This window comes from Proteus sp. fly-1013, assembly GCF_040140245.1.
GTDB lineage: Bacteria > Pseudomonadota > Gammaproteobacteria > Enterobacterales > Enterobacteriaceae > Proteus > Proteus mirabilis_B.
In genome coordinates, this window is the sequence record NZ_JBEEWD010000008.1 from 61,224 (window position 1) to 86,414 (window position 25,191).

Sequence of the window (25,191 nt, forward strand, 5' to 3'; positions counted from 1 at the left end):
TTATTTAGATCCTGCTTCAGTCGGTTTTGAGTCTTGTGTGTCAGTTTTGACTGGCTCTGGTTTTACCGCCTCAGGTTTCGTAGATTCTGGTTTTGAAGGCTCTGGTTTAACCGCTGTTGCAGAAGGTTGTTTTTCCTCACCCTTTGGCTTCTCTGTTATCGATTGCGTCGAAACGGGTTTTTCAGCTGGTTTTTCAACAGTTGTTTTTTCGGTAACAGGTTTCTCTACATTCACGTTTTCTGTTTCCGTAGATGCTGTTGCTGCACTTTCCGCTAAATCTTCATTTTGGGATAGCGAATCAACAGAGCCACTCTGTTTTCTATTCGATAACTGCCGTTCAATTTGGGTAAGGCTTTCAAGCTTTTTCAATGTGACACTTAGTTCATGCTGTAACGCATTATTCTCTTTTCTTAGCGCATCAATTCTATTATCTGTTTCAGTGGTTAAACGACGATAACGATTCTTTTCTTCCGCTAAAGAGAGAATAAGCGTTTGGTTCTCAATCCATGTCGATAATAGAACTCGCATAGAACTCGGAAATTGTAATTTATAGCTTTCTAATAACACTAATTGTGTTCGACGATCGGCGATCGTCATTCCTGCACGCTCTAATAAAATACTTTTATAAAATGCATCATCCCATCCAGTAACAACAACACTGTTTGCTTGGCGCTGTGCTTCCGTCGTCATTATGCGGTTTGTACATTCAATGGCACGTAACCAATAAAGCGCGTTATTGATGCCTTCATCATAAAATGAGCTCAATGTTTTACATTCAGCCCAGCGATAATCAATCGTTTTTTGTTTAACAACGGGGATTTCTGGCTCTGGCTCTTGTGCCTCAGTTAGCGACTTTGGTGTACACCCTGAAAGAACCAGTGGGAACATAATAAACAAGAAACACTGTTTCCAATTTAATGCGATTTTTCTAGTCGATGCAGGGGCCATAGATAACAATTCAATACCAAGCATCTTCTTATTTATTTTTTTATACTCATGATGAGGAGATGCTTGTTTTTGTGACCTGATTTGCATTATTTAATCTCAGAAAGTAGCGGTAATTCAATACGAAAACAGACATCGGCATAGTCAGAAGGAACAACACTTAATTCACCTTCCATTCTCTTGATACAGTCATGAGCAATACTTAAACCTAAACCACTTCCTTTTACAGCCCCTTTGCGTAGCAAAGATCCTTGGAAAAAGGGTTCAAAAATCATTTTTTGTTCAGATTCAGGGATAGGTGTTCCTTTATTGGCTATATCAATAACTATTTTCTGTTCAACTTGATAACTAGAGATCCAGATATTACCTGATTCAGCACCATAGTGCACCGCATTCGAGTAGAGATTGTCGATAACTCGTGATAATAATGTTGCCTCTGCTCGACAAGTGGTTAGATTAAGTGAAATTATCGTTTTAATATCTTTAGCTCTCGCAGGTAAACTGTGGGCTAATACCACATCATTCACTAATTGAGTCAAGTTAATTTCTTCGATTTGTTGAGGAACTTCAGAAAGTTTACGATTGTAATCAAGTAGTTGTTCAATTAATAACTGTAACTGCTTGCTGCTATTATCGAGAATTGAAACGACTTCTTTTTGATCTAGAGTTAAAGGACCCGCAACTTCATCAGCTAATAATTCCGTACCTTCTCGCATACTGGCTAACGGTGTTTTCAACTCATGAGAAATATGACGCAAAAATTCATGTCGTTGTGATTCAAGCCATGCTAAACGCTCACTTAACCAAATAATACGTTGTGCTAATGAACGTAACTCTCTTGGCCCTTGAAAAGTATCTAGATTATTACTGAGTGTTCGACCTTCGCCTAATCGATTGATCATCTTTTCGATCCCTTTAACTGGGCCGATAATCATTCGAGTAAATAGCGCAATGAGGATCAAGCTGAAAACAAAAACGATAAGACTTTGCCAGCCGAAATAGCGCCCTTTCTCAGCGATTGCCATCTGAAGTTGTTCGCCACGGCTAAAAATAATCTCTTTAGTTAATACAACAATACGGTTATTGGCATAAGAGAACTGTTCTAGGGCTTGTTGCATCTCTTTTGTGGGTTCGCTGCTTTCGCATTGAATGGATTTTAGTTTTTCAAGAGAGGTATTAAGCACATTCGCTTCTTTAGAGGCAGAAAGAGGAATAATGGTTTGTTGTAATGTCGAGAAGAGTTTGGTGTATTGCTGGTAGCGTTGCTGATACATATCATCATCGGTTTTATCCCGTAAAACACAATACCGACGATAGTTTCCTTCCATTTCAATCGCTAGATTTCGCATCACTTCACTGCGTTCAGTATCTGCAAGTGCATTTTTATTAGTAATAGCCGCCTGATTACTTAGTTGATCAAGACTTTGATAGGCCTGATAAGCAAGTACAAGTAAAGGTAATAGCACCATCCAAAATGCCATTATCACGAGCTGTCTTAAAGAACGAGGAAAAATACGCCACTTTTTCAATGAAATCATCTCAACACCTATTAGAGTAATGCGATGCTACATGACTTGATAACAAGAAAAAAGTCCGACATGGGGAAAATCAGGCATAGAGAACAAACACAAACGAGGAAATTTGACAGGCTCTAGAAGTGGGAGAGCGGAATATCTTATTGAGATATTCCGCTCGTCAATATTTCATCTCTTTTTTCTCTAAAAGAGAATGAAGGTGGTGCCTCACTCCACGTGTCGCCCTGTGTTTGATAAGGTCCGAAGACGAGTATCATGATGTTGGACGGTAGGCACCTTACTCTGGCGTCATTCCTGGCTTATGTGGTATGTTCCCACCCATATTGTGGACCGACATAAAAAGTTGAATGAGCAACTGATTTATATAATGCACAAGCCGTGCCAACTTTTAAAAAATAAATATAACCAATTGAAAAATAACTAAAAATAAAAACACGCCTCTAATATTTCATTTATAACTCTTTTTTATCTAGTTATAAAACAACCAAGCTGTCTCCATATCCAGACAGAGTTACCCTAAATTTAATAATTACTTATATTTCAATCAATTAAATGTCGCCAAAAAGAGACATTAAAAACAGTGAGTGTCGTCGTTTTTACACAACAAAAAATAATCCTTTTATTATCAATAAAATAAAGCCTCTAGCAATGTAGAGGCTTTATGTATTTATCACTAAGATAGTTTTACATTTGATTAATCAAATTGTTTTCTTGCATTGCGGAATAAACGCATCCAAGGGCTGTCTTCACCCCAGTTATCTGGATGCCAAGAATTACTAACAGTTCTAAACACGCGTTCTGGATGAGGCATCATAATGGTTGAACGACCATCTTTTGTAGTGACGGCGGTGATCCCTTTTACAGAGCCATTAGGATTTAATGGATATTGTTCTGTTGGATTACCGTAGTGATCCACAAAACGTAATCCCACTAAATTTTGAGCTTCTAGTTGTGCTAATTGCTCAGTATTACGGAATTCAGCGAAACCTTCACCATGAGAAACAGCAATAGGCATTTGTGAACCCACCATACCTTGTAACAACAATGATGGACTCTCTGTCACTTTCACTAAACTAAAACGCGCTTCAAAACGCTCAGAGCGGTTGCGAACAAAACGAGGCCATAAATCTGCACCTGGAATAAGCTCTGATAATGTTGACATCATTTGGCAACCATTACAGACACCAAGAGATAAAGTATCTTGGCGCTCAAAGAATTGAGCAAACTCATCACGTAAACGAGAATTAAATAAAATAGACTTCGCCCAACCTTCGCCGGCACCTAATACGTCACCGTAAGAAAATCCGCCACACGCCACCAGCACATCAAAATCACTTAGTGAACGTCGTGCAGAATGCAAATCACTCATATGAACGTCGATAGCATCAAAACCAGCTCTATCAAAAGCCGCCGCCATTTCAACATGAGAGTTAACACCTTGCTCTCTTAATACTGCAATTCGAGGGCGACTTCCTGTTGCAATATAAGGGGCTGCAATATCTTCATTTGGATCAAAGGTTAAATTCACATTTAAACCCGGATCGTTGAGATCTTGTTTTGCCTGATGCTCTTCATCTGCACACTCTGGATTATCACGTAAGCGTTGCATTTGCCATGTTGTTTCTGCCCACCAAAGACGCAATGTGCTGCGCTTTTCATTGTAAACTTCGGTTTCACGGCTTTGGATAATAATGGCATCATTTTCTGTTGCTTGACCTAAATAGTGTAAACAATCCGACAAGCCATATTCAGCAAATAATGCTTCTACAACCTCTTGATGTTCTGCACTAATTTGGATCACACCGCCTAGCTCTTCATTAAAGAGTCCCGCTAGAATATCTTCATCATAAGCACTGATATCGACGTGCAAGCCACAATGGCCTGTAAATGCCATTTCAGCGAGTGTGACAAATAATCCACCATCAGAACGATCGTGATAAGCCAACAATTTGCCATCATTGACTAATTGTTGCATCACATTGAAGAACTGCTTCAATTGCTCAACATCACGAAGATCTGCCGCCTTTTGGCCTAATTGACGATAAACTTGTGCTAGTGCCGTTGCACCTAATGCGTTATGACCATTACCCAAATCAATCAAATACAAGCGGTTTCCTGCTTGTGTTGATAATTCAGGTGTCACTGTTTTACGCACATCTTCAACACGAGAGAATGCCGTAATAACTAAAGACAACGGAGAAGTAACCTCTTTGGTTTTCCCATCTTTATCTTGCCAGCGCGTCTTCATTGACATCGAATCTTTGCCCACAGGAATAGTAATGCCTAATTCTGGGCATAACTCTTCACCAATGGCTTTCACTGCGTCATATAAACCCGCATCTTCACCAGGATGACCTGCTGCTGACATCCAGTTAGCCGAAAGCTTAATACGATTAAGCGCTTCTACATCACAACCTGCCATATTTGTTAAGGCTTCGCCGACAGCCATACGTGCAGATGCTGCAAAATCTAACAATGCGATAGGTGCTCGTTCACCAATAGACATCGCTTCGCCATAATAGCTATCTAATGTTGCGGTGGTAACAGCACAGTTAGCAACAGGAATTTGCCAAGGGCCAACCATCTGATCACGCGCAACCATACCCGTTACAGTGCGGTCACCAATAGTAATTAAGAAGGTTTTTTCAGCAACGGTAGGTAAATGAAGAACACGATAAACGGCATCTTTTAAATCAATATCTTTACGAGAGAGATACTCACCTTCTGTTTTCAGTGATTTTACATCACGCAACATTTTAGGTGCTTTACCTAATAATATGTCTAATGGCATATCAATAGGTTTATTATCAAAGTGTGTATCGTTTAATACTAATTCACGCTCTTGCGTTGCTTCACCAATCACGGCATAAGGCGCTCTTTCACGCTGACATAACGCATCAAATAGAGGCATTTTTTCTGGCGATACCGCTAGCACATAACGTTCTTGAGACTCATTACACCAGATCTCAAGTGGGCTCATACCCGGTTCATCATTAAGAACATCACGTAATTCAAAACGACCACCACGACCGCCATCATTGACTAATTCAGGCATTGCATTAGAAAGACCACCAGCACCAACGTCATGAATAAATAAGATCGGGTTATCGTCACCTAATTGCCAACAGCGGTCGATAACTTCTTGGCAACGGCGTTCCATTTCTGGGTTATCACGCTGAACAGAGGCAAAATCTAAATCCGCATCTGATTGACCGGATGTCATAGAAGAAGCAGCACCCCCACCAAGACCGATATTCATTGAAGGTCCGCCAAGTACAATCAACTTAGCACCAACTGTGATTTCACCTTTTTGTACGTGATCTTCACGAATATTACCAATACCACCTGCTAGCATTATGGGTTTATGGTAACCGCGAATTTCAACACCATTGTGGCTATTAACTTGTTCTTCATAGGTTCTGAAATAGCCTAGTAATGCAGGGCGACCGAACTCATTATTAAATGCTGCACCACCTAATGGACCTTCAGTCATGATGTCTAATGCATTAACAATGCGCTCTGGCTTACCAAAATCTTCTTCCCAAGGCTGCTCAAATCCGGGAATACGTAGGTTAGAAACTGAAAATCCAACTAGACCTGCTTTAGGTTTTGCACCACGTCCAGTTGCACCTTCATCTCGAATTTCACCACCAGAGCCTGTTGCTGCTCCCGGCCAAGGTGAAATAGCCGTTGGATGGTTGTGTGTTTCTACTTTCATCAAGATATGTACAGGCTCTTGATGATAGTGATAATGTCCCTTTTCTGTATCAGGATAAAAACGCCCCGCCACAGAGCCTTCCATTACTGCTGCATTATCTTTATAAGCTGACATGACATAATCAGGTGTTTGCTCAAACGTATTTTTAATCATTTTAAATAATGATTTATCTTGAGCCTTACCATCAATAATCCAATCAGCATTAAATATTTTGTGGCGACAGTGTTCAGAGTTAGCTTGTGCAAACATGTAAAGCTCAACATCTGTTGGATTACGTTGTAAGCGGCTAAACGCATCGACTAAGTAATCAACTTCATCGTCTGCAAGTGCTAACCCCATTTCGATATTCGCTTTTACTAATGCATCTTTGCCTTTTGTAAGCACATCAATAGTTTTTAGTGGTGTTGGCGTTTGCTCGGCAAAAAGTGCATTTACATCTTGATAATTTAAGAAGATGGTTTCCATCATTCGATCATGAATAAAACCATAAAGTTGTTGCCACTGAGTGTCTGTCATCGTACCGCACTCAATAAAGTAAGCGATACCACGTTCAATTCTAACAACCTTGGCTAAACCACAGTTATGTGCAATATCTGTCGCTTTAGAAGACCAAGGTGAAATTGTTCCCGGGCGAGGCGTAACAACTCGCATTTCCCCAACAGGCTCATGTTCTGTTAATGAAGGCCCATAATGCAGTAGTTGACGTAATTTAATTTGATCATCTTCAGATAACTGCCCTTCCACTTTCGCGAAATGGACAAATTCTGCGTATATACCTTGTACAGGAAGATCACTTTCCTGACATAGAGTGAGTAATTTATTAATACGAAACGCGGATAAAGCGGGGGAGCCACGCAGGATTTCCATAGTATTGAGTTCTCTCTTTTAGCAGCTAGCCTGATCAATCATTCAGGGGAAACGCGCCTAGTATAATAGAATAACCGCTCAGACGAAACCGTTTGCGTGAACAAAATAACGGCATTTAACTTAGAGTGTTTTAATGATTAATTGGTGTAATCAAGTTGCGTCTTGCCAATATGTTAAGCAAAATGCTCGATTACTGGAAATTTATCCATGTTAAAATGACAATTTTACACACAACAATAAACAACGTTAACGAGAACCAACCTATTGAATAATATAAGGATAAACTATTTCGTTATCGTTATCATAGCGCTCTTTTCAGCGGCTATTATCGCGTTGAATATTACATGGCCAGATAGGCAAAAAGCGCAGATAAATAAGATTTTATCTCGTGGTGAGTTAAGAATTAGTACGATACCTTCACCATTGATAACGATGAACGATAAAAAGGACCCCGTAGGTTTCGATTATGAATTAGTGAAACGCTTTGCAGATTACCTAGGCGTGAAACTTGTCGTTAATATGCGGACAAATATCAACCAAATGTTTGATGATTTGGAGAATAATAAAGCTGACTTTATCACTGCCGGATTACTTTACAATAAAGAGAGATTAGGAACGACACGCAGTGGTCCTGCTTACTTTTCAGTTTCTCAACAGCTTATTTATCGTAAAGGGACATTAAGACCACGTAGCTTTGATGCGTTAGATGGGCGTCTTGTTGTCACTGCTGGCTCTGCTCATGCAAGCTTATTGCGAACACTAAAAGAGACGCAATATCCCGAGCTTGAATGGGAAGAATCAGATAATCAGACAACCTCACAACTACTAGAAGCCTTATCGGAAGGTAAAATAACCTATGTATTAGCAGACTCAATCAGTGTTGCTGTACAACAGCGCATTCATCCTAATGTTGCCGTGGGTTTTGAAGTTACTGAAAGCCGACCACTAACATGGTATCTGCCAGATGGTGAAGATAATAGCTTATATGCAGCAATGCTCGATTACTTTAATCAATTATCTCAAGAAGATGTATTAGCAAGACTTGAAGAAAAGTATTTTGGCCATGTAGGTTCGTTTGATTACTTCGATACTATCTCTTTTATTACTGCAATAGATTCTATCTTGCCAAACTATCAACCTCTTTTTGAAAAGTATGCAGATACCTTCGATTGGCGATTATTGGCAGCGATGGCATGGCAAGAATCACATTGGGACCCTCATGCTACATCACCAACGGGTGTTAGAGGATTGATGATGTTGACTCGCCCTACTGCATCAAGTATGGGCGTTACTGACAGGCTTGATCCTGAAGAAAGTGTTCGAGGGGGAGCGCAATATCTTAAACATCTTCTTTCGCGTTTACCCGATTCTATCCCTGAAGATGAAAGAATTTGGTTTGCATTAGCAGCATATAATATGGGATTTGGTCATATGCTTGATGCCAGAAGGCTTACTGAGCAACAAAATGCCGATCCTGATAGTTGGCTAGATGTAAAATCAAGATTACCTCTACTTAGCCAAAAGAAATATTATGCTGACCTCCCTTACGGCTATGCCAGAGGCCATGAGGCTTATCGCTACGTTGAAAACATTCGACGATATCAGCTCAGCCTTGTCGGTTACCTTCAAGCCAAAGAGAGCAAAAATAAAATATTATCTAAAGATAAAGAGAGTGATAACGATGAAGAACAAGAAAGATCATCATTGTCATTAACTCAAGATATGGCTTATCAATAATTTTTGTAATTAAAAACAGTCTATTAAACAACATAGCCTCTTTTACAGAGGCTTATTTATTTCCCTTCTACTATTCAATAATCATTCCAACCATTAAAAGCAATCCCTAAATTAATATTTTCTTAATATTAAAAATTGTTACATTTTTTCATCCCATTTTTTACCCAAAATAGGAAAAATACATGTGTTAAAAAATGTAACACTCATTAGTTAAAACACTCAACTAATGAGTAAATTGTATTTAAAATGATCCGATTAGTCATTTTAAGACTATCAGAATAAGCGAAATATAAGAAAAAATTAACTTAAATACGTAGGAATTATCTCATTAGTTATTATTCATTTTATGATTATTATTTTCTGAGAAACTTTTTTTGCAACAAAAATTAACCTGAGCATGCCTTTATTAACATCTAACCTATTGAATTATATATATTATGATAATCTATAATTGATTTCATTAATTTTCTTAACTGAATGTTAATAACATTACTTTTCGTAAAGTTAAAACAATGTTAATTATATTGTCTATTAAATTTATCTGCCTGATAAACTTTTTCACCCATAAACTGAGTAATAAAAAGAATAAATCTATACAAAACTCTATTAATATGGAATAGGCAAGATTAAATATGAAAATTGAGTAAATCAACAAAACGTTATATCAAATAGAACGTCTTTGTTGATATCATATAAACCAGTCATTATTCGAAACAACTCGAAATATAATGCAAATCAATTTTTATATTCCGACATTAATATTATTTTTCTATAAATAATAATACGCACGATCTTCAAGGGATTATCTATAATGAAACTGAGTAAAATTGCTTTAGCTGCTGCTTTAGTATTTGGTATTAATTCTGTTGCAACTGCTGAAACTCCTGCACCAAAAGTTGGCGCAACTAAAGGCGAAATTCAATTAAAAGGTGAAATTGTTAATTCAGCTTGTGGATTAGCAGCTTCTTCAAGTCCTGTTATTGTTGATTTCAGTGAAATCCCAACTTCTGCATTAGCAAATATGCAGAAAGCAGGTAACGTTAAAAAAGATATCGAATTACAAGACTGCGATACTACCGTAGCAAAAACAGCTACTGTTAGCTATACACCAAGCGTTGTTAATGCAACAAATAAAGACTTAGCATCTTTCGTATCTGGCTCAGCTTCTGGCGCAGGTATTGGCTTAATGGATGCTGGCAGCAAGTCAGTAAAATGGAACACAGCAACAACACCTGTACAATTAGTTAATGGTGTTTCTAAGATCCCATTCGTTGCTTACGTTCAAGCTGAATCAGCAGACGCTACTGTAACTCCAGGTGAATTCCAAGCCGTTATCAACTTCCAAGTTGATTATCAGTAATCGTTTTATTTATTTAAATTAATTAAATAATAGATTAATTACTGCATTAACGCAGAGGACTTCCTCTGCGTTAAATTTGATAAAACACTTCAATTTAATAAGAATAAAATAAAAACTAATTAAATAAATATTCATTATTTAATTAGTTTTTATTTAATTAATAATTAGGCGTTTATTCATGTTAATTTCTTTTTTTCACAGCACAATATGGAAAAACATTTGTGCCATTTTGCTATTGTGCTTAGCGTTTTTCGCTCAAGCCGAGCAAGATGATTCTGTGGAATTTAACATTCACATGCTAGATGCCGAAGACAGAGATAATGTCGATTTATCTCGTTTTGCAACTTCTAATTACATTATTCCGGGTATGTACTACTTAGATATCCGTATAAATGGTCGTGACTTTCCTCGCCAAAACATTAATTATGTTGAAGTGAAACCTAATTACTCTATCGCTTGTATTGACCCTACTCTTCTAAAAAAGTTAACAGTTAACGAAGAAAATCAAAAATTTATCGAAGAAATCTCGCCAGAATGTTTCGATATTAGTCAATTGCCAGGTATCTCTATCAAAAATGATGGCGGTATCCTTGATATTGTTATGCCTCGCTCATTAATGAAATATGAAGATACAGATTGGACACCACCTGAATTATGGGATCCGGGTGTATCTGGGTTATTAGTTGACTATACCTTGACAGGTACATCAACTCGCCCGAATAAAGGCAATAATAACAACTCATTGACAGGTTATGGACAGGCTGGAATTAACGTTGGTGAATGGCGACTACGTGCCGAATATCAAGGAAACTATTCATCTGAATATTCATCAAATAATAGCTTTGATTGGAATCAGATTTACGCCTATAAACCATTACCTAACCAAGCAGCAAAACTAACGCTTGGTGAAACTTATTTAAACTCTCAAGTTTTTGATAGCTTTCGTTTTACAGGTGCCAATATACAAAGTGATGAAAGAATGTTGCCTCCTTCTTTGCAAGGTTATGCACCTGAAATCCACGGTATCGCAAACACCAATGCCAAAGTGACTGTAACGCAAAATGGCCGCTTAATTTATGAAACTACAGTACCTGCGGGTCCTTTTGCTATTAAACATTTACAAGACACAGTACAAGGTCAATTAAATGTTAGAGTCGAAGAGCAAAACGGTAAGGTAAATGAATTCCAAGTACAGACCGCCAACCTACCTTATATGACTCGTCCTGGCTCTGTGCGTTATAACACATCAATGGGTCAGTCATCGCTCAACAACCATAAAATGCAAGGCCCTGTTTTTTATCAAGGTGATTTTTCATGGGGTATGAACAACACATGGTCACTGTATGGTGGGGTTTTATTGACAGCTAAAGATTACAATGCGTGGTCATTAGGTTTAGGTCACGATATGGGCCGTTTAGGTACGCTTTCCGGTGATATTACCCAGTCTTATAGCAAAACTTATGATAATGATAATATCAACGGGATGTCATTCAAACTGAACTACGCTAAAACATTCGATGAATACCATAGTACGATTACTTTTGCGGGCTACCGTTTTTCAGAGAAAACATTCCGATCTTTCTCTCAATATATAGATGAGCGTTATAACGATATTAATAACAATGGTTATGAAAAAGAGATGTATACCATTACAGGTAACAAAACTTTTTGGGCTGATGATATTGAAAAATCGACAACACTTTACCTCTCTTATCGACACCAAAACTATTGGGATAAAAATACACAAGAACAATATGGTGCTACGGTAAGCCGTAATTTTTCTATTATGGGTATAGAGCAGATTAATACTAACTTATCTGCATTCCGTACTCAGTATAAGGGAAATACTGATGATAGTATTTCTTTCAACATTTCAGTGCCATTAGGAAGCGGCAAAAGCATTGGTTATAGCTTGCAAGACAGTAACGGTAAAGTGAACCAAATGGCCTCTTATTCTGATAATAGCAATTATAATAATCTATGGCGTGTCCGTGCAGGTTTAAGCTCAGACAATAAAGCCAATACTGATGGTTATTATCAACACCGTTCGCAATATGCAGAAATTAACGCCAATGCAAGCTATCAACAAGATAATTACGTTGCAGTAGGCGCAACAGTTAAAGGTAGATTTACTGCGACACGCCATGGTGCTGCATTACATAGTAGTAGCATGACATCAAGCACTGCCCGCATGATGGTTGATACTGATGGTGTTGCAGGTGTGCCATTTAATAACCAAAGTACGACTACAAATCTATTTGGTATTGGGGTATTAACTGACTTAACTAGTTATAACAATGTTGATGCTCGTATTGATGTTGATAAAATGGATTCAGATATTGAAACACACAAAGCCATTACTTCTGCAACATTAACTGAAGGTGCGATTGGCTACTATAAATTCCCTGTTCGCCAAGGTGAGCGCTTAATGGCTATCTTACAAACTGTCGATCAAAAATATCCGCCATTTGGTGCCGAAGTCACCAATAAAAACGGTGAAAATATGGGAATGGTGATGGAAGATGGTTTAGTTTATATCGCCGGTGTTAACCTTAATGAATCTTTAAACGTGATCTGGGGTGGTAAAACCCAGTGTACGATTACAATTCCAGCCGCAATTAACGATCCTCTAAAACGTGAATTGTTATTATGTCAGGGATTTTAATGAACAAAATGAATTACTAGAGATAATTGTATGAACTCATTCAACACACTCAAAGCGCTTTTTTGTAGCTCATTAATTGCACTCAGCATGGTGAGTACAACTCAAGCGGGCGTGTCATTAGATAGAACTCGTATTGTATTAACAGGCAACGAGAATTCGGCTAGCGTAAACCTAAAAAATACTAGCCCTGACATTCCTTTTTTAGCTCAATCATGGGTTGAAAATGAACACGGGCAAAAAATTGCATCTCCTTTAGTGGCATTGCCACCTTTACAGCGTCTTGATGGTGACCAAAAAGGGGTTGTCAGAATAACCAAAACAGCAGAAGTTGGACTTTTACCACAAGATAGAGAATCACTATTCTATTTAAATGTGCGTGAAATTCCACCAGCACCAAAACAAGCTAACGTGTTACAAATGGCAATGCAGTCTCGCATTAAATTATTCTACCGCCCAACTGCCATTATTCCTGAAAAGCCAGGCATGATTTGGCAAGATCAGTTGGTGTTTAAAAAACAAGGTAATCAATTTATTGCTGAAAACCCAACACCTTACTACATCACCATTATTGGACTTTCCAATAAATTGAATGGTGAAGATAGCGACAAATTAACCACATTCCCTGGTTTAATGGTTGCACCTAAATCATCACTGGAAATTCCAGTTAAAACCAATAGCGTCAATCAATTTTACATGATGTATGTAAATGACTACGGTGGACATCCAGAATTAAAATTTGTTTGCCAACAAAATAGCTGTACAGCGGCACCGAAAGAACAACAGCCAAAATATTAATTAACTTGACGCCGGTAGGAATAAAATGAAATTAACAACAGCAAATTTTTATTTCAATACGCTAAAATTACTCTTTACTGGCGCAATGTTATGTACTCCAATTGTTGCTTCTGCATACATTCATGGTGAGGTTCGTACCGTTGGCGGCCCTAATATCTTTAGAGTTGATTTAGATACCACCATGTTTCCTCGTAATCGAGTAGGTGAAACAGCAACCGTAAAATTCTCTTTACCTGATCTTTATGTAGCAACCGTTTATTGTCCTAAAGATCCTTTAGTTCCTCAATCAAGAACTTATTTCAAAGCGACCTCTGATCTTCGTTATTTAGGACGTAACTATTACGAATTAAATGAGTATGTTGACGTACAAATTAAGTTCTCGATTTGGGGACCTGATTCTCTTCCTACCGTACCTTTTATTGAAAAACCTAACCATGTGAACTGGCAACAAGGGTGTCGAGTTCCTGAATCACCTAAACCTAATATGTATTCAGGGGGAAGTGGTGTTCTGGTTTTTAGGCTCAAAAAACCTATTGTCAATGGCGTCTCATTAACAGGTCATTCTGTCGCTCAGATGTATGCTCGTGTGGGTAATGGTTTATATGAAGTTTATGGTCCTGAGCCAATTTCTAAGTTAGTTATTAGTTCTGGCATATTAACCACCGAAGATAAATGTACATTCAATAATGGTGCTCCAATTACCTTTGATTTTGGTAATGTGGGTAATACTTCTGACTATCTAAATGGTCAAAATTATAAAATTACTCGTAATATTCCAATTCAATGTGAAGGCGGAAGTTTCACTAATCCAAACAGCAGAATAATGTTTAAAATTCAAACAGGAAGTTCTGGTGTGGCAAATTTTAATCCAAATTACCTTGGTACAACGGGATCTGTCGATAGAAGCAACTTAGGTATTGTTTTAAAAGATAAATCAGGAACAGTCGTACCACCTAATCAATACTTCTCTGTCGGTAAACTAAACAATTTTAAAGGTAACTGGGAAGTAACAGCAGCGCCAATAGCCAAAGAAGGCAGTAAAATTCCTGAAGGTGAGTTTTCAGCACATGCCACATTAGTTGCGGAGTTTATGTAATGAAAAACCCAATAATAAAATCGGCGATTTTTCTTTTATTATTACTTTCACCTTCTGCCTTTGCTGTGACAGAGCTTATTGGCGGCGATATGGAATTTAAAGGTGTTGTGGTTGCACATGGTTGTACTATTGTTGCTGGCGATGAAAATAAAGTCATCGATTTCAAACAAATATCAGCAAGTGATCTCTATTCTTTTCAAAAAAGTGAACCTGTTGCTTTTAGTATTAGTTTAGAAAATTGCAGTCAGGATATTTATAAAAGCGTCACAATCACGCTAGATGGGAAAGAGCATCCTACAATGCCCAATCACCTTGCTGTCGTCGGCACTGGATCTGAAGATCCTAAAAGTATCGGGATTGTATTTACTGATGTGCAACGCAATATGATCCAATTAAAAAAGCCGAGCTCAACTCGACTTCTTAATAATAAACGTATTCAATTTAATTTTATGACGTATGTTGAGGCATCACCCTCTGCACTAAAAAATCAAACTTTGCTAACAGGCCCTTTCCAAGCCCAAGCAACATATACCCTTAATTATCAGTAAATAAATATTATTCTTTTATTGCTGGTTCAGTATTGATTATGGCTGGACTGGCTTTTTGCTTTTTAAGCTGTTTCTTTTCAGCCCTTCTCATTTTAAAAAACTGACTTAAAAGCTGTGAGCACTCTTCACCTAATACACCTGAAGTTATCTCAACTTTATGGTTCATTCCGGGATGCTGTAAGATATCAATAAATGAACCCGCCGCACCTGTTTTTAAATCTGAGGCACCATAAACCACGCGTTTTACCCGACTATGCACAATTGCTCCGGCACACATCACACAAGGTTCAAGGGTAATATAAAGAGTCGCATCAAGTAGGCGATAGTTTTGTAAATGCTTTCCCCCTTTGCGTAATGCCATAATCTCTGCGTGTGCAGTGGGATCGTTATCGATAATTGAATGATTCCATCCTTTAGCAATGATTTTATTATCAACGACTAATACTGCGCCCACCGGTATTTCACCGATTTCTTGTGCTTTTTGCGCTTGCTCAATCGCTTTATGCATCCAATAAATATCATCTTTAACTTTATTCACAAGGATATCTCTTCATTATCATATAGCGGGATATTGTACCCTGTTTTCTATTGATAACTAAAGAAATTGTCTTGAATTGTTTATGACAAAGATAACAAGATAAAACTTTAGTTTACGCGCGCTTCAGTGGCTAATTTGATTGCTAAAGCGCCTAAGATTGTCGCCATAAACCAACGTTGAACCAATGCCCAGCGAGGCCTTTGTATAAAGAACCCAGCAATAGAGCCAGCGGCAATAACAATCAATGCATTTACTGCAATGCTAATAATAATTTGAATACTACCTAACACTAATGATTGATTTAAAACGCTGCCATTTTGAAGGCTAATAAATTGAGGTAACAGTGATAAGTACATTAATGCGATTTTAGGATTGAGCAGATTAGTGATAAAGCCCATAACAAAGAGCTTTGTCGTATTGCCTGAAAGCAATTTTTTGGGATGAAAGATAGAACGACCACCGGGTTTAATAGATTGCCTAGCAATATAAAAAAGGTAAATAGCACCACAAATTTTTAATGTATCGTAAGCATAAGGTACCGCCATAAAAATAGCCGTAATACCAAATGCAGCTAATAACATATAAAAAATATAGCCAACAGCCACACCGATTAATGAAATAAATCCGGCTTTTTTCCCTTGAGAGATTGAGCGTGAAATCAGGTAAATCATATTAGGACCTGGTGTTAGCACCAAACCCAAGGACAAAAGCGCAAATGTCCACATATTGAACAGTGTTGGCATAGTATACCCCTTATTTATTGCATTATTTAACATCAATAACAGAGTGTTAGGTGTGCGGGATACCACAAAAAATACTATTTTTTGTTATTCGTTTTTGTTTTTTAATTAGATAGTTTTGCTTTAAATATATATTACTGATATATTTTCGTAGCTTATAAGCTACAAAAATAGTTGTGTTAACGTAGCTTATAAGCTACATTTTGCCAATGAAAACTATCAAACATTACCTAACAATAGATGGCAAAGACTTATATGCCGACTACTTCAGAAAGATACGTGATCCTGTTGCTAAAGCCAAAATTGCATCGAGAGTAAATAGAATGGCAAGTGCGTGTTTTGGTGATCATAAACCTTGTCGTGAAAGCATTTGGGAGCTACGAATTGATCAAGGTGTGGGTTATCGCGTCTACTATAGTTTAATCAATGGCGAAATTATATTGCTACTTCTAGCAGGAGATAAACGAACTCAGGATGCTGACATCAATAAAGCCATCCTATGTCTAAAAGATTATTTAAAGAGGTAGATTATGCCAAAATCTCGTTTACACGATGACGCAATGATTGAGCTTTTGCGTGAAGATCCTAGTTTTGCAAAAGCATATTTACACCAAGCCTTCCTTGATATTGATGAAGATGGTGGGCAAGAAGCTTTTCTTATGGCATTACGCCATGTCGTAGAAGCTCGGGGCGGTATGGCAAAAATTGCCAAAAAAGCAGGAGTATCTCGAGAAACGCTTTATCGAACATTATCACCAACAGGAAACCCAACATTAAAAACATTGCGAAATGTTATTAGTGCAACTGGCTTTCATTTCTCTTCATTAGCAAGTATTTAATCTTTTATTTATACATTCTAATAAACCATTTGAGCGATGCCACTTTAGGAAATTCACTATAAATGGTAACCTTACTCCCCCTTACTTAGTGCCTATTAAGCAAAAAGATTGGGGTAATATTCCTATTTGAATGATAAAACACTACTTTATCGGATATAGCGACACAAAACTGATAGATGGTAACATATAAGTGCAAGATATAAGTTACTGAAATTTAATAATTTATATATTAAGTGACTGATATGGCTTTACTAATTACGAAGAAATGCATCAACTGCGATATGTGTGAACCAGAGTGTCCAAATGATGCGATTTCAATGGGGGATGAAATTTATGAAATTAATCCTGATCTTTGCACTGAATGTGTAGGACATTACGATAAACCAACTTGCCAATCGGTTTGTCCGATTACTAACACGATCATCACTGATCCTGCTCATACTGAATCTCAAGATGAATTATGGGAAAAATTTGTGTTGATCCACCACGCAGATAAGATCTAAACCTTAATCGATGATTTTGTGGGTGATAAATCTAAGAGAGCTATTTTTCTAAAATAACTGTCGCACAAGCATAACGCTGTTCATCAGCAAGTGTTACGTGAATAGAGTTTATCCCCGCTTTCTCTGCCATCTCTTTGGCAACCGCTAAAAAATGCAAGGTGGGTTTGCCTAACTCATCATTACGCACTTCAAAATGGTTGAAAGCCAATCCTAAACGTATACCTGTTCCTAATGCTTTTGCCGCCGCCTCTTTTACTGCAAATCGCTTAGCTAAAAAACGTATTGGCTGTTTATGGGATTGATAAATTTCCCATTCAGTATCAGTAAGAATGCGACGAGCAAGGCGTTCACCAGAACGCCCTATAATATCTTCGATACGTGATATCTCGACGATATCCATACCTAAACCAACAATAGCCATTAGCGACGCGCTTCTCGCATTAAGCGTTTCATTTCTTCAACCGCTGGCGCTAATCCACTAAATACGGCTCTACCAATAATAGCGTGACCAATATTCAGTTCATACAGTTCAGGTAATGCCGCAATACGTTGTACGTTGTGATAATGCAGACCATGTCCTGCATTCACTTTTAAACCTTTAGATGCAGCATAAGTGACTGCATCACGAATACGGACAAACTCTTTTTCTTGAGCCATTTCATCTTCAGCGTCAGCATAAGCGCCAGTGTGGATCTCAATAAAAGGCGCACCAACACGGTCGGCTGCGTTAATTTGCTCATGGTCAGGATCAATAAATAGAGAAACTTTGATACCTGCTAAAGATAAGCGTTTAATTGCATCAGCAACTTTTTCTTCATTGCCAACAACGTCTAAACCACCTTCTGTTGTCACTTCTTGGCGTTTTTCAGGTACTAAACAGCAAAAATCAGGCTGAGTTTGACAAGCGATCTCGATCATCTCTTCAGTAACTGCCATTTCCAGATTTAATCTTGTCTGAACCGTTTGGCTTATCAGCATTAAATCGCGATCAGTGATATGACGTCTATCTTCACGTAAATGGATAGTAATACCATCAGCACCAGCTTGTTCTGCAATGAAAGCCGCTTGAACAGGATCGGGATAAGTTGTGCCACGGGCATTACGAAGGGTGGCGATATGGTCAATATTAACGCCAAGTAGAATATCAGACATGCTCTTCTCCTGAAAAATAACGTTGCATTACCTTAGTTTACACATTCCATAGAGAAGAAAAAGACAATATTACTGTTCTACCATCAATGCTCTTTTCTTTGGGGCTTTTTTAATGGCAAATTGTCTAAAAAGTTCTCTACTTTTTAATGGTTTTCCGCCTAAATAGGGCTTCAATGCCATTCGAGTAAACCTTTTTGCCGCTTTTAATGTTTCAACAGTAGGAAATTCGCGACTGGCTAAGGATTTTAATTCAAATCCAGTAAAACTATTATGATCAACCACTAAACTCGCAATAAAACCTTTTTCTTCTCGATAACGATAGGTCATCGAATCTGAAACTGGCTCTCCACTTCCCGCACAATGCAGAAAATCTAAACCATAACCCAGTTGTGTTAATAGCGCGAGTTCAAAGCGTCTCAGTGCAGCTTCAGGTGTAGTATCGCTAGCAGCAAGAATTTGCAAACAGGAAAGGTATTCAAAAAAAAGTACACTATAAGAAGTACCATTTTCTAAAACGCGAGATAATAACTCATTGAGATACAAGCCACTGTAGAGTACAGAGCCTGTCAGTGGTAATGCTAAAGAGATAGGTTCAGCATCACGAAGTGTTTTAACTTCTCCTCGCCCACTCCAACGAATGAGCAAAGGAGTAAAAGGTTGAAGTGCCCCTTTTAAGGGTGAACGACGGCCTCGCGCACCTTTTGACAATATGCGTACTCGCCCTTCATTTTCAGTGAAAAAATCGAGTAACAGACTCGTTTCACTGTAAGGTCGAGCATGGATAACGAATGCACGTTGCCAGCCATCCACTTCAGTTACCTACTTTAAATCGTCCACATAGCCAAGGCTACGTAAAGCACGTTCATCATCAGCCCAACCCGCTTTGACTTTCACCCAAAGTTCTAAGTGAACTTTGTTTTCAAATAAGTCTTCCATATCCATACGGGCTTCGGTACCAATTTTCTTGATTTTCGCACCTTTATTACCAATAACCATTTTCTTCTGGCCTTCACGCTCAACCAGAATTAATCCGTGGATATCATAACCACCACGCTCATTGGTAACGAATTGCTCAATTTCAACAGTGACAGAATAAGGTAATTCTTCACCTAAAAAGCGCATCAGTTTCTCACGAATAATTTCTGATGCCATAAAACGCTGAGAACGATCAGTAATATAATCTTCAGGGAAATGATGAGTTGCTTCTGGTAAACATTTACGTACGATTTTCGCAATCGTATCGATATTCATGTCTTTTTCAGCACTGATTGGTACAACATCAAGAAAATCCATTTGTTGGCTTAAAAAGCCAATGTGTGGAAGTAACTTGGTTTTATCAGTCACGTTATCCACTTTATTAATTGCTAATAAAACAGGGCAACGTAATGATTTTAATTTATTTAATACCATTTCGTCGTCAGGCGTCCAGTTGGTGCCTTCAACAACGAAAATAACCAGTTCAACATCACCAATTGAACTACTTGCTGCACGGTTCATCAGTCTGTTGATGGCTCGCTTTTCTTCAATATGCAAGCCCGGTGTATCCACATAAATTGCTTGGTAAGCACCATCTGTATCAATACCCATGATACGGTGACGCGTAGTTTGCGGTTTACGTGATGTAATAGAAACTTTCTGCCCCAGTAATTGGTTCAGTAGTGTTGATTTTCCCACATTTGGGCGACCGACTATCGCAATAAATCCGCAATAGGTTTGTTCTTCGCTCATTCAAGCTCCAGTTGTATTAATGCCTGTTCAGCAGCGGCCTGTTCAGCTTTACGACGGCTTGTACCCATCCCTTTGACAGGTTGTTCGATACCGCTTATCTGACAATGGATCGTAAACTCTTGATCATGGGCTTCGCCACGAACCTGTACCACAATATAAGAAGGTAATGGTAAATGACGGCCTTGCAGATACTCTTGCAAACGAGTTTTAGGATCTTTTTGCTTATCGCCTGGGCTGATTTCAGCCAAACGATTCTCATACCAATTTAAAATAATTTTTTCGATATTTTGAATATCACTATCGAGGAAAATAGCACCAATTAAAGCTTCCACCGTATCCGCTAAAATTGATTCACGACGAAAACCGCCGCTTTTTAATTCTCCCGGCCCTAAACGTAGACATTCGCCGAGTTCAAATTCACGCGCTAATTCAGCGAGTGTATTTCCACGAACAAGCGTTGCTCTCATTCGGCTCATATCACCTTCATCAACACGAGGAAAGCGATGATAAAGTGCGTTAGCAATCACATAGCTTAGAATTGAATCACCTAAAAATTCTAAACGTTCATTATGTTTACTGCTGGCACTACGATGCGTTAAAGCCTGTAGTAATAATTCATTTTGCGTAAAAGTATAGCCCAGTTTCTTTTGTAACTGGTTTACTAATAAAGTATTCATGTGCGATCAATTTCCATAACTTAATTTGAAGCACACGCAACAAATCTGTTTAAGACAACGAGAAATTATCGAGTTGGATAACAGAACTGTTGCGTTTGCACTGACTCCTGTCAATAACAGGAGCCAATCATATTTAAAGAAGCGACATATTCTACACTTAGATAAGAAGGAATGCTGTCGCTATTTTGTTAATTATTACTTAATGCTACCGATGCGGCTAAAACGAACACCTGTTGGCCATTCATTCTCTACTTTTTCAAAGCTCATCCAGATCGTTGTCGCTTTACCGACTAAGTTCTTCTCTGGAACAAAGCCCCAGAAGCGACTATCAGAGCTACCGTCTCGATTGTCACCCATCATAAAGTAATGACCTTCAGGAACAATCCACGTACCGACAGGTAATCCGGGTTGAATAAACTCTGGCATCGTCATATCACCGGGTATTGTCATAATACGGTGAGAGACTTTATCAATCGTTTCTACCCTTTCTTCTTCACGTAATTGAGTTGCTGTTGAAATAGGCTCCTCAATTGGAATAGATTTCATACCATTAATACGCTGACCACCCGGTACATTTTGTAATAACAACGTCCATTCACTTGGGTAAGCTGTACCATAAGTTACTGAAATTTCTTCATTACAAATGGCTTTATCACAATTTGGATAGACATGAAGTTTTTTCGACATCATATCATAAACAATTTTATCGCCCGGTAATCCAATAACACGTTTAATAAAATCAGTAGAAGGATCACGAGGATATTTAAATACTGCGATATCGCCTCGTTTTGGCTTCCCTGTATTAATTAACGTTGTCTGTGTAATTGGATCTTTTAATCCATAAGCAAACTTTTCAACCAAGATAAAATCGCCAACCAACAAGGTTGGCATCATGGAGCGAGAAGGTATTTGAAACGGCTCATACACAAATGAACGCAGAATCAAAACAATAATCAAGACTGGGAATAAAGAGCCTAATGTCTCCGCCCAACTTGGTTTATTAATTGATTTTGCTAACTCTTGCTGATCCTCGGTCCCTTGCGTCATCTCTTGAAGACGCTTTAGTTTTGCTTTTCGGGCTGGCTTGAGTTTAAAGCGCTCAATTCCCCAAAAAACTCCCGTTATTAGCGTTGCCAGCGTTAGGATCAAGGCAAACGTGTTAGCCATGTTTTCTCCTTAAATTATTTATCTTTACCAACATGAAGAATGGCTAAAAACGCTTCTTGTGGTAGCTCTACGTTACCAATTTGCTTCATACGTTTTTTACCATCTTTCTGTTTCTGTAACAGTTTCTTCTTACGGCTAACGTCACCACCATAACATTTGGCTAATACGTTTTTACGTAACTGTTTAACAGTTGAACGAGCAATAATATGGTTGCCAATTGCCGCTTGGATGGCGATATCAAACTGTTGGCGTGGAATAAATTCTTTCATTTTTTCCACCAGCTCACGACCACGATAAGGTGCATTATCGTTATGTGTAATCAATGCTAAAGCATCAACGCGATCACCATTAATCAAGACATCTACACGTACCATGTTAGAGCCTTGGAAGCGGATAAAGTTATAGTCTAAAGAAGCATAACCGCGTGATGTTGATTTTAAACGGTCAAAGAAATCTAATACCACTTCAGCCATCGGAATTTCATAAGTCAATGAAACCTGATTACCATGATAGACCATATTGGTTTGAACACCGCGTTTTTCGATACATAAAGTAATGACATTACCTAAGTATTCTTGCGGTAATAACATATGACATTCAGCAATAGGCTCTCTGATTTCTTCAATGTTATTCAGCGGTGGTAATTTAGACGGACTATCCACTAGTACAATATCACCGTTAGTCATTTCAACTTCATAAACTACGGTTGGAGCGGTTGTAATCAGGTCAAGGTCATATTCACGTTCTAAACGTTCTTGAATGATCTCCATGTGCAGAAGACCCAAGAAACCACAACGGAAACCAAAACCTAACGCGGTTGAGCTTTCTGGCTCATAGAATAATGAAGCATCATTCAGACTTAATTTACCTAATGCATCACGGAATGATTCATAGTCGTCAGAGCTAATTGGGAATAAACCTGCATAAACCTGTGGCTTAACTTTTTTAAAACCAGGCAATGGTTTATCTGCTGGTTTTTGTGCTGCTGTTAAGGTATCCCCAACAGGCGCACCTAAAATATCTTTAATACCACAAACAACCCAGCCTACTTCGCCACAATTTAATGATGTCGTATCAATTTGTTTTGGTGTAAAAATACCAATACGATCAATGTTATAAATCTGACCAGTGCTCATTACCTTGATTTTATCGCCTTTGCTGACTTTACCGTTTTTAACACGGATCAGTGAAACAACACCAAGGTAGTTATCAAACCAAGAGTCAATAATCAGAGCTTGTAATGGAGCATCTGCATCACCTTCAGGTGCTGGAATTTCTTTAACAAGGCGTTCGATAACTTCTTTAACACCAATACCTGTTTTTGCAGAGCAACGCACTGCATCTGTGGCATCAATCCCCACAATATCTTCAATCTCTTCAGCAACACGCTCAGGCTCTGCTGCTGGTAAATCTATTTTATTTAAAACAGGAACGACGGTGAGATCCATATCCATCGCTGTATAGCAGTTTGCTAATGTTTGCGCTTCAACCCCTTGCCCAGCATCTACGACCAATAAAGCGCCTTCACACGCAGCGAGTGAACGAGATACTTCATAAGAGAAGTCAACGTGTCCTGGGGTATCGATAAAGTTAAGCTGATAAACTTCACCGTCATCAGCGGTGTAATTCAAGGTTACGCTTTGCGCTTTGATTGTAATACCACGTTCACGCTCAAGATCCATAGAATCAAGAACCTGCGCAGCCATTTCACGATCTGATAAGCCACCACAAATTTGAATAATTCGATCTGATAACGTCGATTTACCGTGGTCAATATGTGCGATAATGGAAAAGTTACGTATGTTTTTCATTCTGAAATTATTTTTCTCTATTGCTTTGCTCTATAAATCTGGCTTTGGAGTCATTCATGGACACAAAGCGAAAACTCTATATTGCAGGAGTTATTATTGATGACGCATTCTACACACTAGAGACATTATACTCAAAGAAACGTTCATCAAACACAAACATTTATGCTAAGACTTGCATTTATTTGTAATTTTTTGCGGGTAATTTCCAGATATAGAAACGTGTTAATTTAAGATAGATATTATTACAAAAGCAGCATGATAAAAATAATGGGGCAAATGCCCCATCTCTTTAATCAACTCATTATTCTTGAAATTGAACTTTAAGTTCATGAGGTGGAAGCCCTATTTGCAATACAATAGGTTCAAAACCTTCATCTTTGCTCCACCAAGTCGCTACTTTTTTTGCAAATAAAAAACCAAGGGCACCGCCCACAAGCCCACTGCAAAAAATAGCAAATTCACTCGAAAACCAAAGACTCGCAATGCCTGCGACAATAAATAAGCCGATAAGTGGTGTTAAATACACCAACATTGCAGAAAGAAGTAGACTATTTTCAGGAATACCCACTTCCACTTTTTGCCCTTCAACTAAAGGTTGTGCAACGGGAAGTTCAAGTTGATGAACTGTCTCTGGCCCTATTTTATTCAATAAATAAGAGCCACAGGCAGCGCGAGCTTGGCAACTACCACAGCCAGAAGAAGAGCCGTAGCGTAATAACGCACGTCCTTCATGCCAATGTATAACTGTTGCCCACTCTTTAACCATAACT

22 protein-coding genes are annotated in these 25,191 nt (G+C 38.3%); 9 read left to right on the forward strand and 13 right to left on the reverse strand.

Going from position 1 to position 25,191, the window contains the following annotated elements; translation table 11 throughout:
* The 3 genes from qseG to purL form a co-directional block, all read right to left on the reverse strand.
* A complete protein-coding gene (qseG, locus tag ABN236_RS15305; RefSeq protein ID WP_349474344.1) occupies nucleotides 1–1,035 on the reverse strand; it encodes a two-component system QseEF-associated lipoprotein QseG in 1,035 nt (344 codons plus the stop codon).
* Complete coding sequence (locus ABN236_RS15310; protein ID WP_075670452.1) at nucleotides 1,035–2,483, reverse strand: sensor histidine kinase; 1,449 nt, start codon at nucleotides 2,481–2,483, stop codon at nucleotides 1,035–1,037. Before ABN236_RS15310 ends, qseG begins: the two co-directional genes overlap by 1 nt.
* A 691-nt stretch (nucleotides 2,484–3,174) precedes the next feature.
* Nucleotides 3,175–7,065, reverse strand: coding sequence for a phosphoribosylformylglycinamidine synthase (purL, locus tag ABN236_RS15315; protein WP_349474345.1), 3,891 nt, complete (start codon nucleotides 7,063–7,065; stop codon nucleotides 3,175–3,177).
* A 264-nt stretch (nucleotides 7,066–7,329) separates the two neighbouring features.
* Here purL and mltF point away from each other — a divergent pair, with 264 nt between their 5' ends.
* The 6 genes from mltF (at nucleotide 7,330) to ABN236_RS15345 (ending at nucleotide 15,266) form a co-directional block, all read left to right on the forward strand.
* On the forward strand, nucleotides 7,330–8,802 hold the full coding sequence (gene mltF / locus ABN236_RS15320) for a membrane-bound lytic murein transglycosylase MltF (RefSeq protein ID WP_349474346.1): 1,473 nt from the start codon (nucleotides 7,330–7,332) through the stop codon (nucleotides 8,800–8,802).
* An 811-nt stretch (nucleotides 8,803–9,613) separates the two neighbouring features.
* Entirely contained in the window at nucleotides 9,614–10,162 is a 549-nt protein-coding gene (locus ABN236_RS15325) for a fimbrial protein (RefSeq protein WP_075670446.1), read from the forward strand.
* A gap of 178 nt (nucleotides 10,163–10,340) precedes the next feature.
* Entirely contained in the window at nucleotides 10,341–12,827 is a 2,487-nt protein-coding gene (locus ABN236_RS15330; protein ID WP_349474347.1) for a fimbria/pilus outer membrane usher protein, read from the forward strand.
* Between the two features lie 30 nt (nucleotides 12,828–12,857).
* Complete coding sequence (locus tag ABN236_RS15335; protein ID WP_088495040.1) at nucleotides 12,858–13,622, forward strand: fimbrial biogenesis chaperone; 765 nt, start codon at nucleotides 12,858–12,860, stop codon at nucleotides 13,620–13,622.
* Between the two features lie 25 nt (nucleotides 13,623–13,647).
* Nucleotides 13,648–14,718 (forward strand): fimbrial protein, encoded by a 1,071-nt coding sequence (locus ABN236_RS15340; RefSeq protein WP_349474348.1) that lies wholly within the window; start codon nucleotides 13,648–13,650, stop codon nucleotides 14,716–14,718.
* A complete protein-coding gene (locus ABN236_RS15345) occupies nucleotides 14,718–15,266 on the forward strand; it encodes a fimbrial protein (protein WP_349474349.1) in 549 nt (182 codons plus the stop codon). Before ABN236_RS15340 ends, ABN236_RS15345 begins: the two co-directional genes overlap by 1 nt.
* Nucleotides 15,267–15,273: 7 nt before the next feature.
* On the opposite strand, the gene tadA is transcribed toward ABN236_RS15345, so the two are convergent.
* Nucleotides 15,274–15,804: a tRNA adenosine(34) deaminase TadA gene (tadA, locus tag ABN236_RS15350; RefSeq protein WP_088495037.1), complete on the reverse strand. Its 531-nt coding sequence runs from the start codon at nucleotides 15,802–15,804 to the stop codon at nucleotides 15,274–15,276.
* Between the two features lie 107 nt (nucleotides 15,805–15,911).
* A complete protein-coding gene (locus ABN236_RS15355; protein ID WP_349474350.1) occupies nucleotides 15,912–16,547 on the reverse strand; it encodes a LysE family translocator in 636 nt (211 codons plus the stop codon).
* A 206-nt stretch (nucleotides 16,548–16,753) separates the two neighbouring features.
* On the opposite strand from ABN236_RS15355, the gene ABN236_RS15360 reads away from it, so the two are divergent.
* The 3 genes from ABN236_RS15360 (at nucleotide 16,754) to ABN236_RS15370 (ending at nucleotide 17,886) form a co-directional block, all read left to right on the forward strand.
* Nucleotides 16,754–17,071: a type II toxin-antitoxin system RelE/ParE family toxin gene (locus ABN236_RS15360; protein WP_088495035.1), complete on the forward strand. Its 318-nt coding sequence runs from the start codon at nucleotides 16,754–16,756 to the stop codon at nucleotides 17,069–17,071.
* Nucleotides 17,072–17,074: 3 nt separating this feature from the next.
* A complete protein-coding gene (locus tag ABN236_RS15365) occupies nucleotides 17,075–17,383 on the forward strand; it encodes an addiction module antidote protein (protein WP_194950880.1) in 309 nt (102 codons plus the stop codon).
* 242 nt (nucleotides 17,384–17,625) lie between these two features.
* Nucleotides 17,626–17,886 (forward strand): YfhL family 4Fe-4S dicluster ferredoxin, encoded by a 261-nt coding sequence (locus tag ABN236_RS15370; RefSeq protein WP_075673672.1) that lies wholly within the window; start codon nucleotides 17,626–17,628, stop codon nucleotides 17,884–17,886.
* 40 nt (nucleotides 17,887–17,926) lie between these two features.
* On the opposite strand, the gene acpS is transcribed toward ABN236_RS15370, so the two are convergent.
* The 8 genes from acpS to rseC all read right to left on the reverse strand — a co-directional run bounded on the left by acpS (nucleotide 17,927) and on the right by rseC (nucleotide 25,187).
* Nucleotides 17,927–18,307: a holo-ACP synthase gene (gene acpS, locus ABN236_RS15375; RefSeq protein WP_069367826.1), complete on the reverse strand. Its 381-nt coding sequence runs from the start codon at nucleotides 18,305–18,307 to the stop codon at nucleotides 17,927–17,929.
* Nucleotides 18,307–19,038 carry a pyridoxine 5'-phosphate synthase gene (gene pdxJ, locus ABN236_RS15380; protein WP_194950881.1) on the reverse strand — a complete coding sequence of 244 codons (732 nt, stop codon included), beginning with the start codon at nucleotides 19,036–19,038 and terminating at the stop codon, nucleotides 18,307–18,309. Before pdxJ ends, acpS begins: the two co-directional genes overlap by 1 nt.
* A 69-nt stretch (nucleotides 19,039–19,107) precedes the next feature.
* Nucleotides 19,108–19,848, reverse strand: coding sequence for a DNA repair protein RecO (recO, locus tag ABN236_RS15385; RefSeq protein WP_088495032.1), 741 nt, complete (start codon nucleotides 19,846–19,848; stop codon nucleotides 19,108–19,110).
* Between the two features lie 9 nt (nucleotides 19,849–19,857).
* On the reverse strand, nucleotides 19,858–20,766 hold the full coding sequence (era, locus tag ABN236_RS15390) for a GTPase Era (protein ID WP_023581601.1): 909 nt from the start codon (nucleotides 20,764–20,766) through the stop codon (nucleotides 19,858–19,860).
* Complete coding sequence (rnc, locus tag ABN236_RS15395) at nucleotides 20,763–21,443, reverse strand: ribonuclease III (protein WP_069367822.1); 681 nt, start codon at nucleotides 21,441–21,443, stop codon at nucleotides 20,763–20,765. The genes era and rnc overlap by 4 nt, the downstream gene beginning before the upstream one ends.
* A 195-nt stretch (nucleotides 21,444–21,638) precedes the next feature.
* Complete coding sequence (gene lepB / locus ABN236_RS15400; RefSeq protein ID WP_349474351.1) at nucleotides 21,639–22,610, reverse strand: signal peptidase I; 972 nt, start codon at nucleotides 22,608–22,610, stop codon at nucleotides 21,639–21,641.
* A gap of 14 nt (nucleotides 22,611–22,624) precedes the next feature.
* Nucleotides 22,625–24,421, reverse strand: a complete 1,797-nt coding sequence (gene lepA / locus ABN236_RS15405; RefSeq protein ID WP_088495030.1) for a translation elongation factor 4 — start codon at nucleotides 24,419–24,421, stop codon at nucleotides 22,625–22,627.
* A 301-nt stretch (nucleotides 24,422–24,722) separates the two neighbouring features.
* The gene (rseC, locus tag ABN236_RS15410; protein WP_088495029.1) at nucleotides 24,723–25,187 is read right to left on the reverse strand and encodes a SoxR-reducing system protein RseC; all 465 of its coding nucleotides are present in this window, start codon (nucleotides 25,185–25,187) and stop codon (nucleotides 24,723–24,725) included.
* Nucleotides 25,188–25,191: the final 4 nt, after the last annotated feature.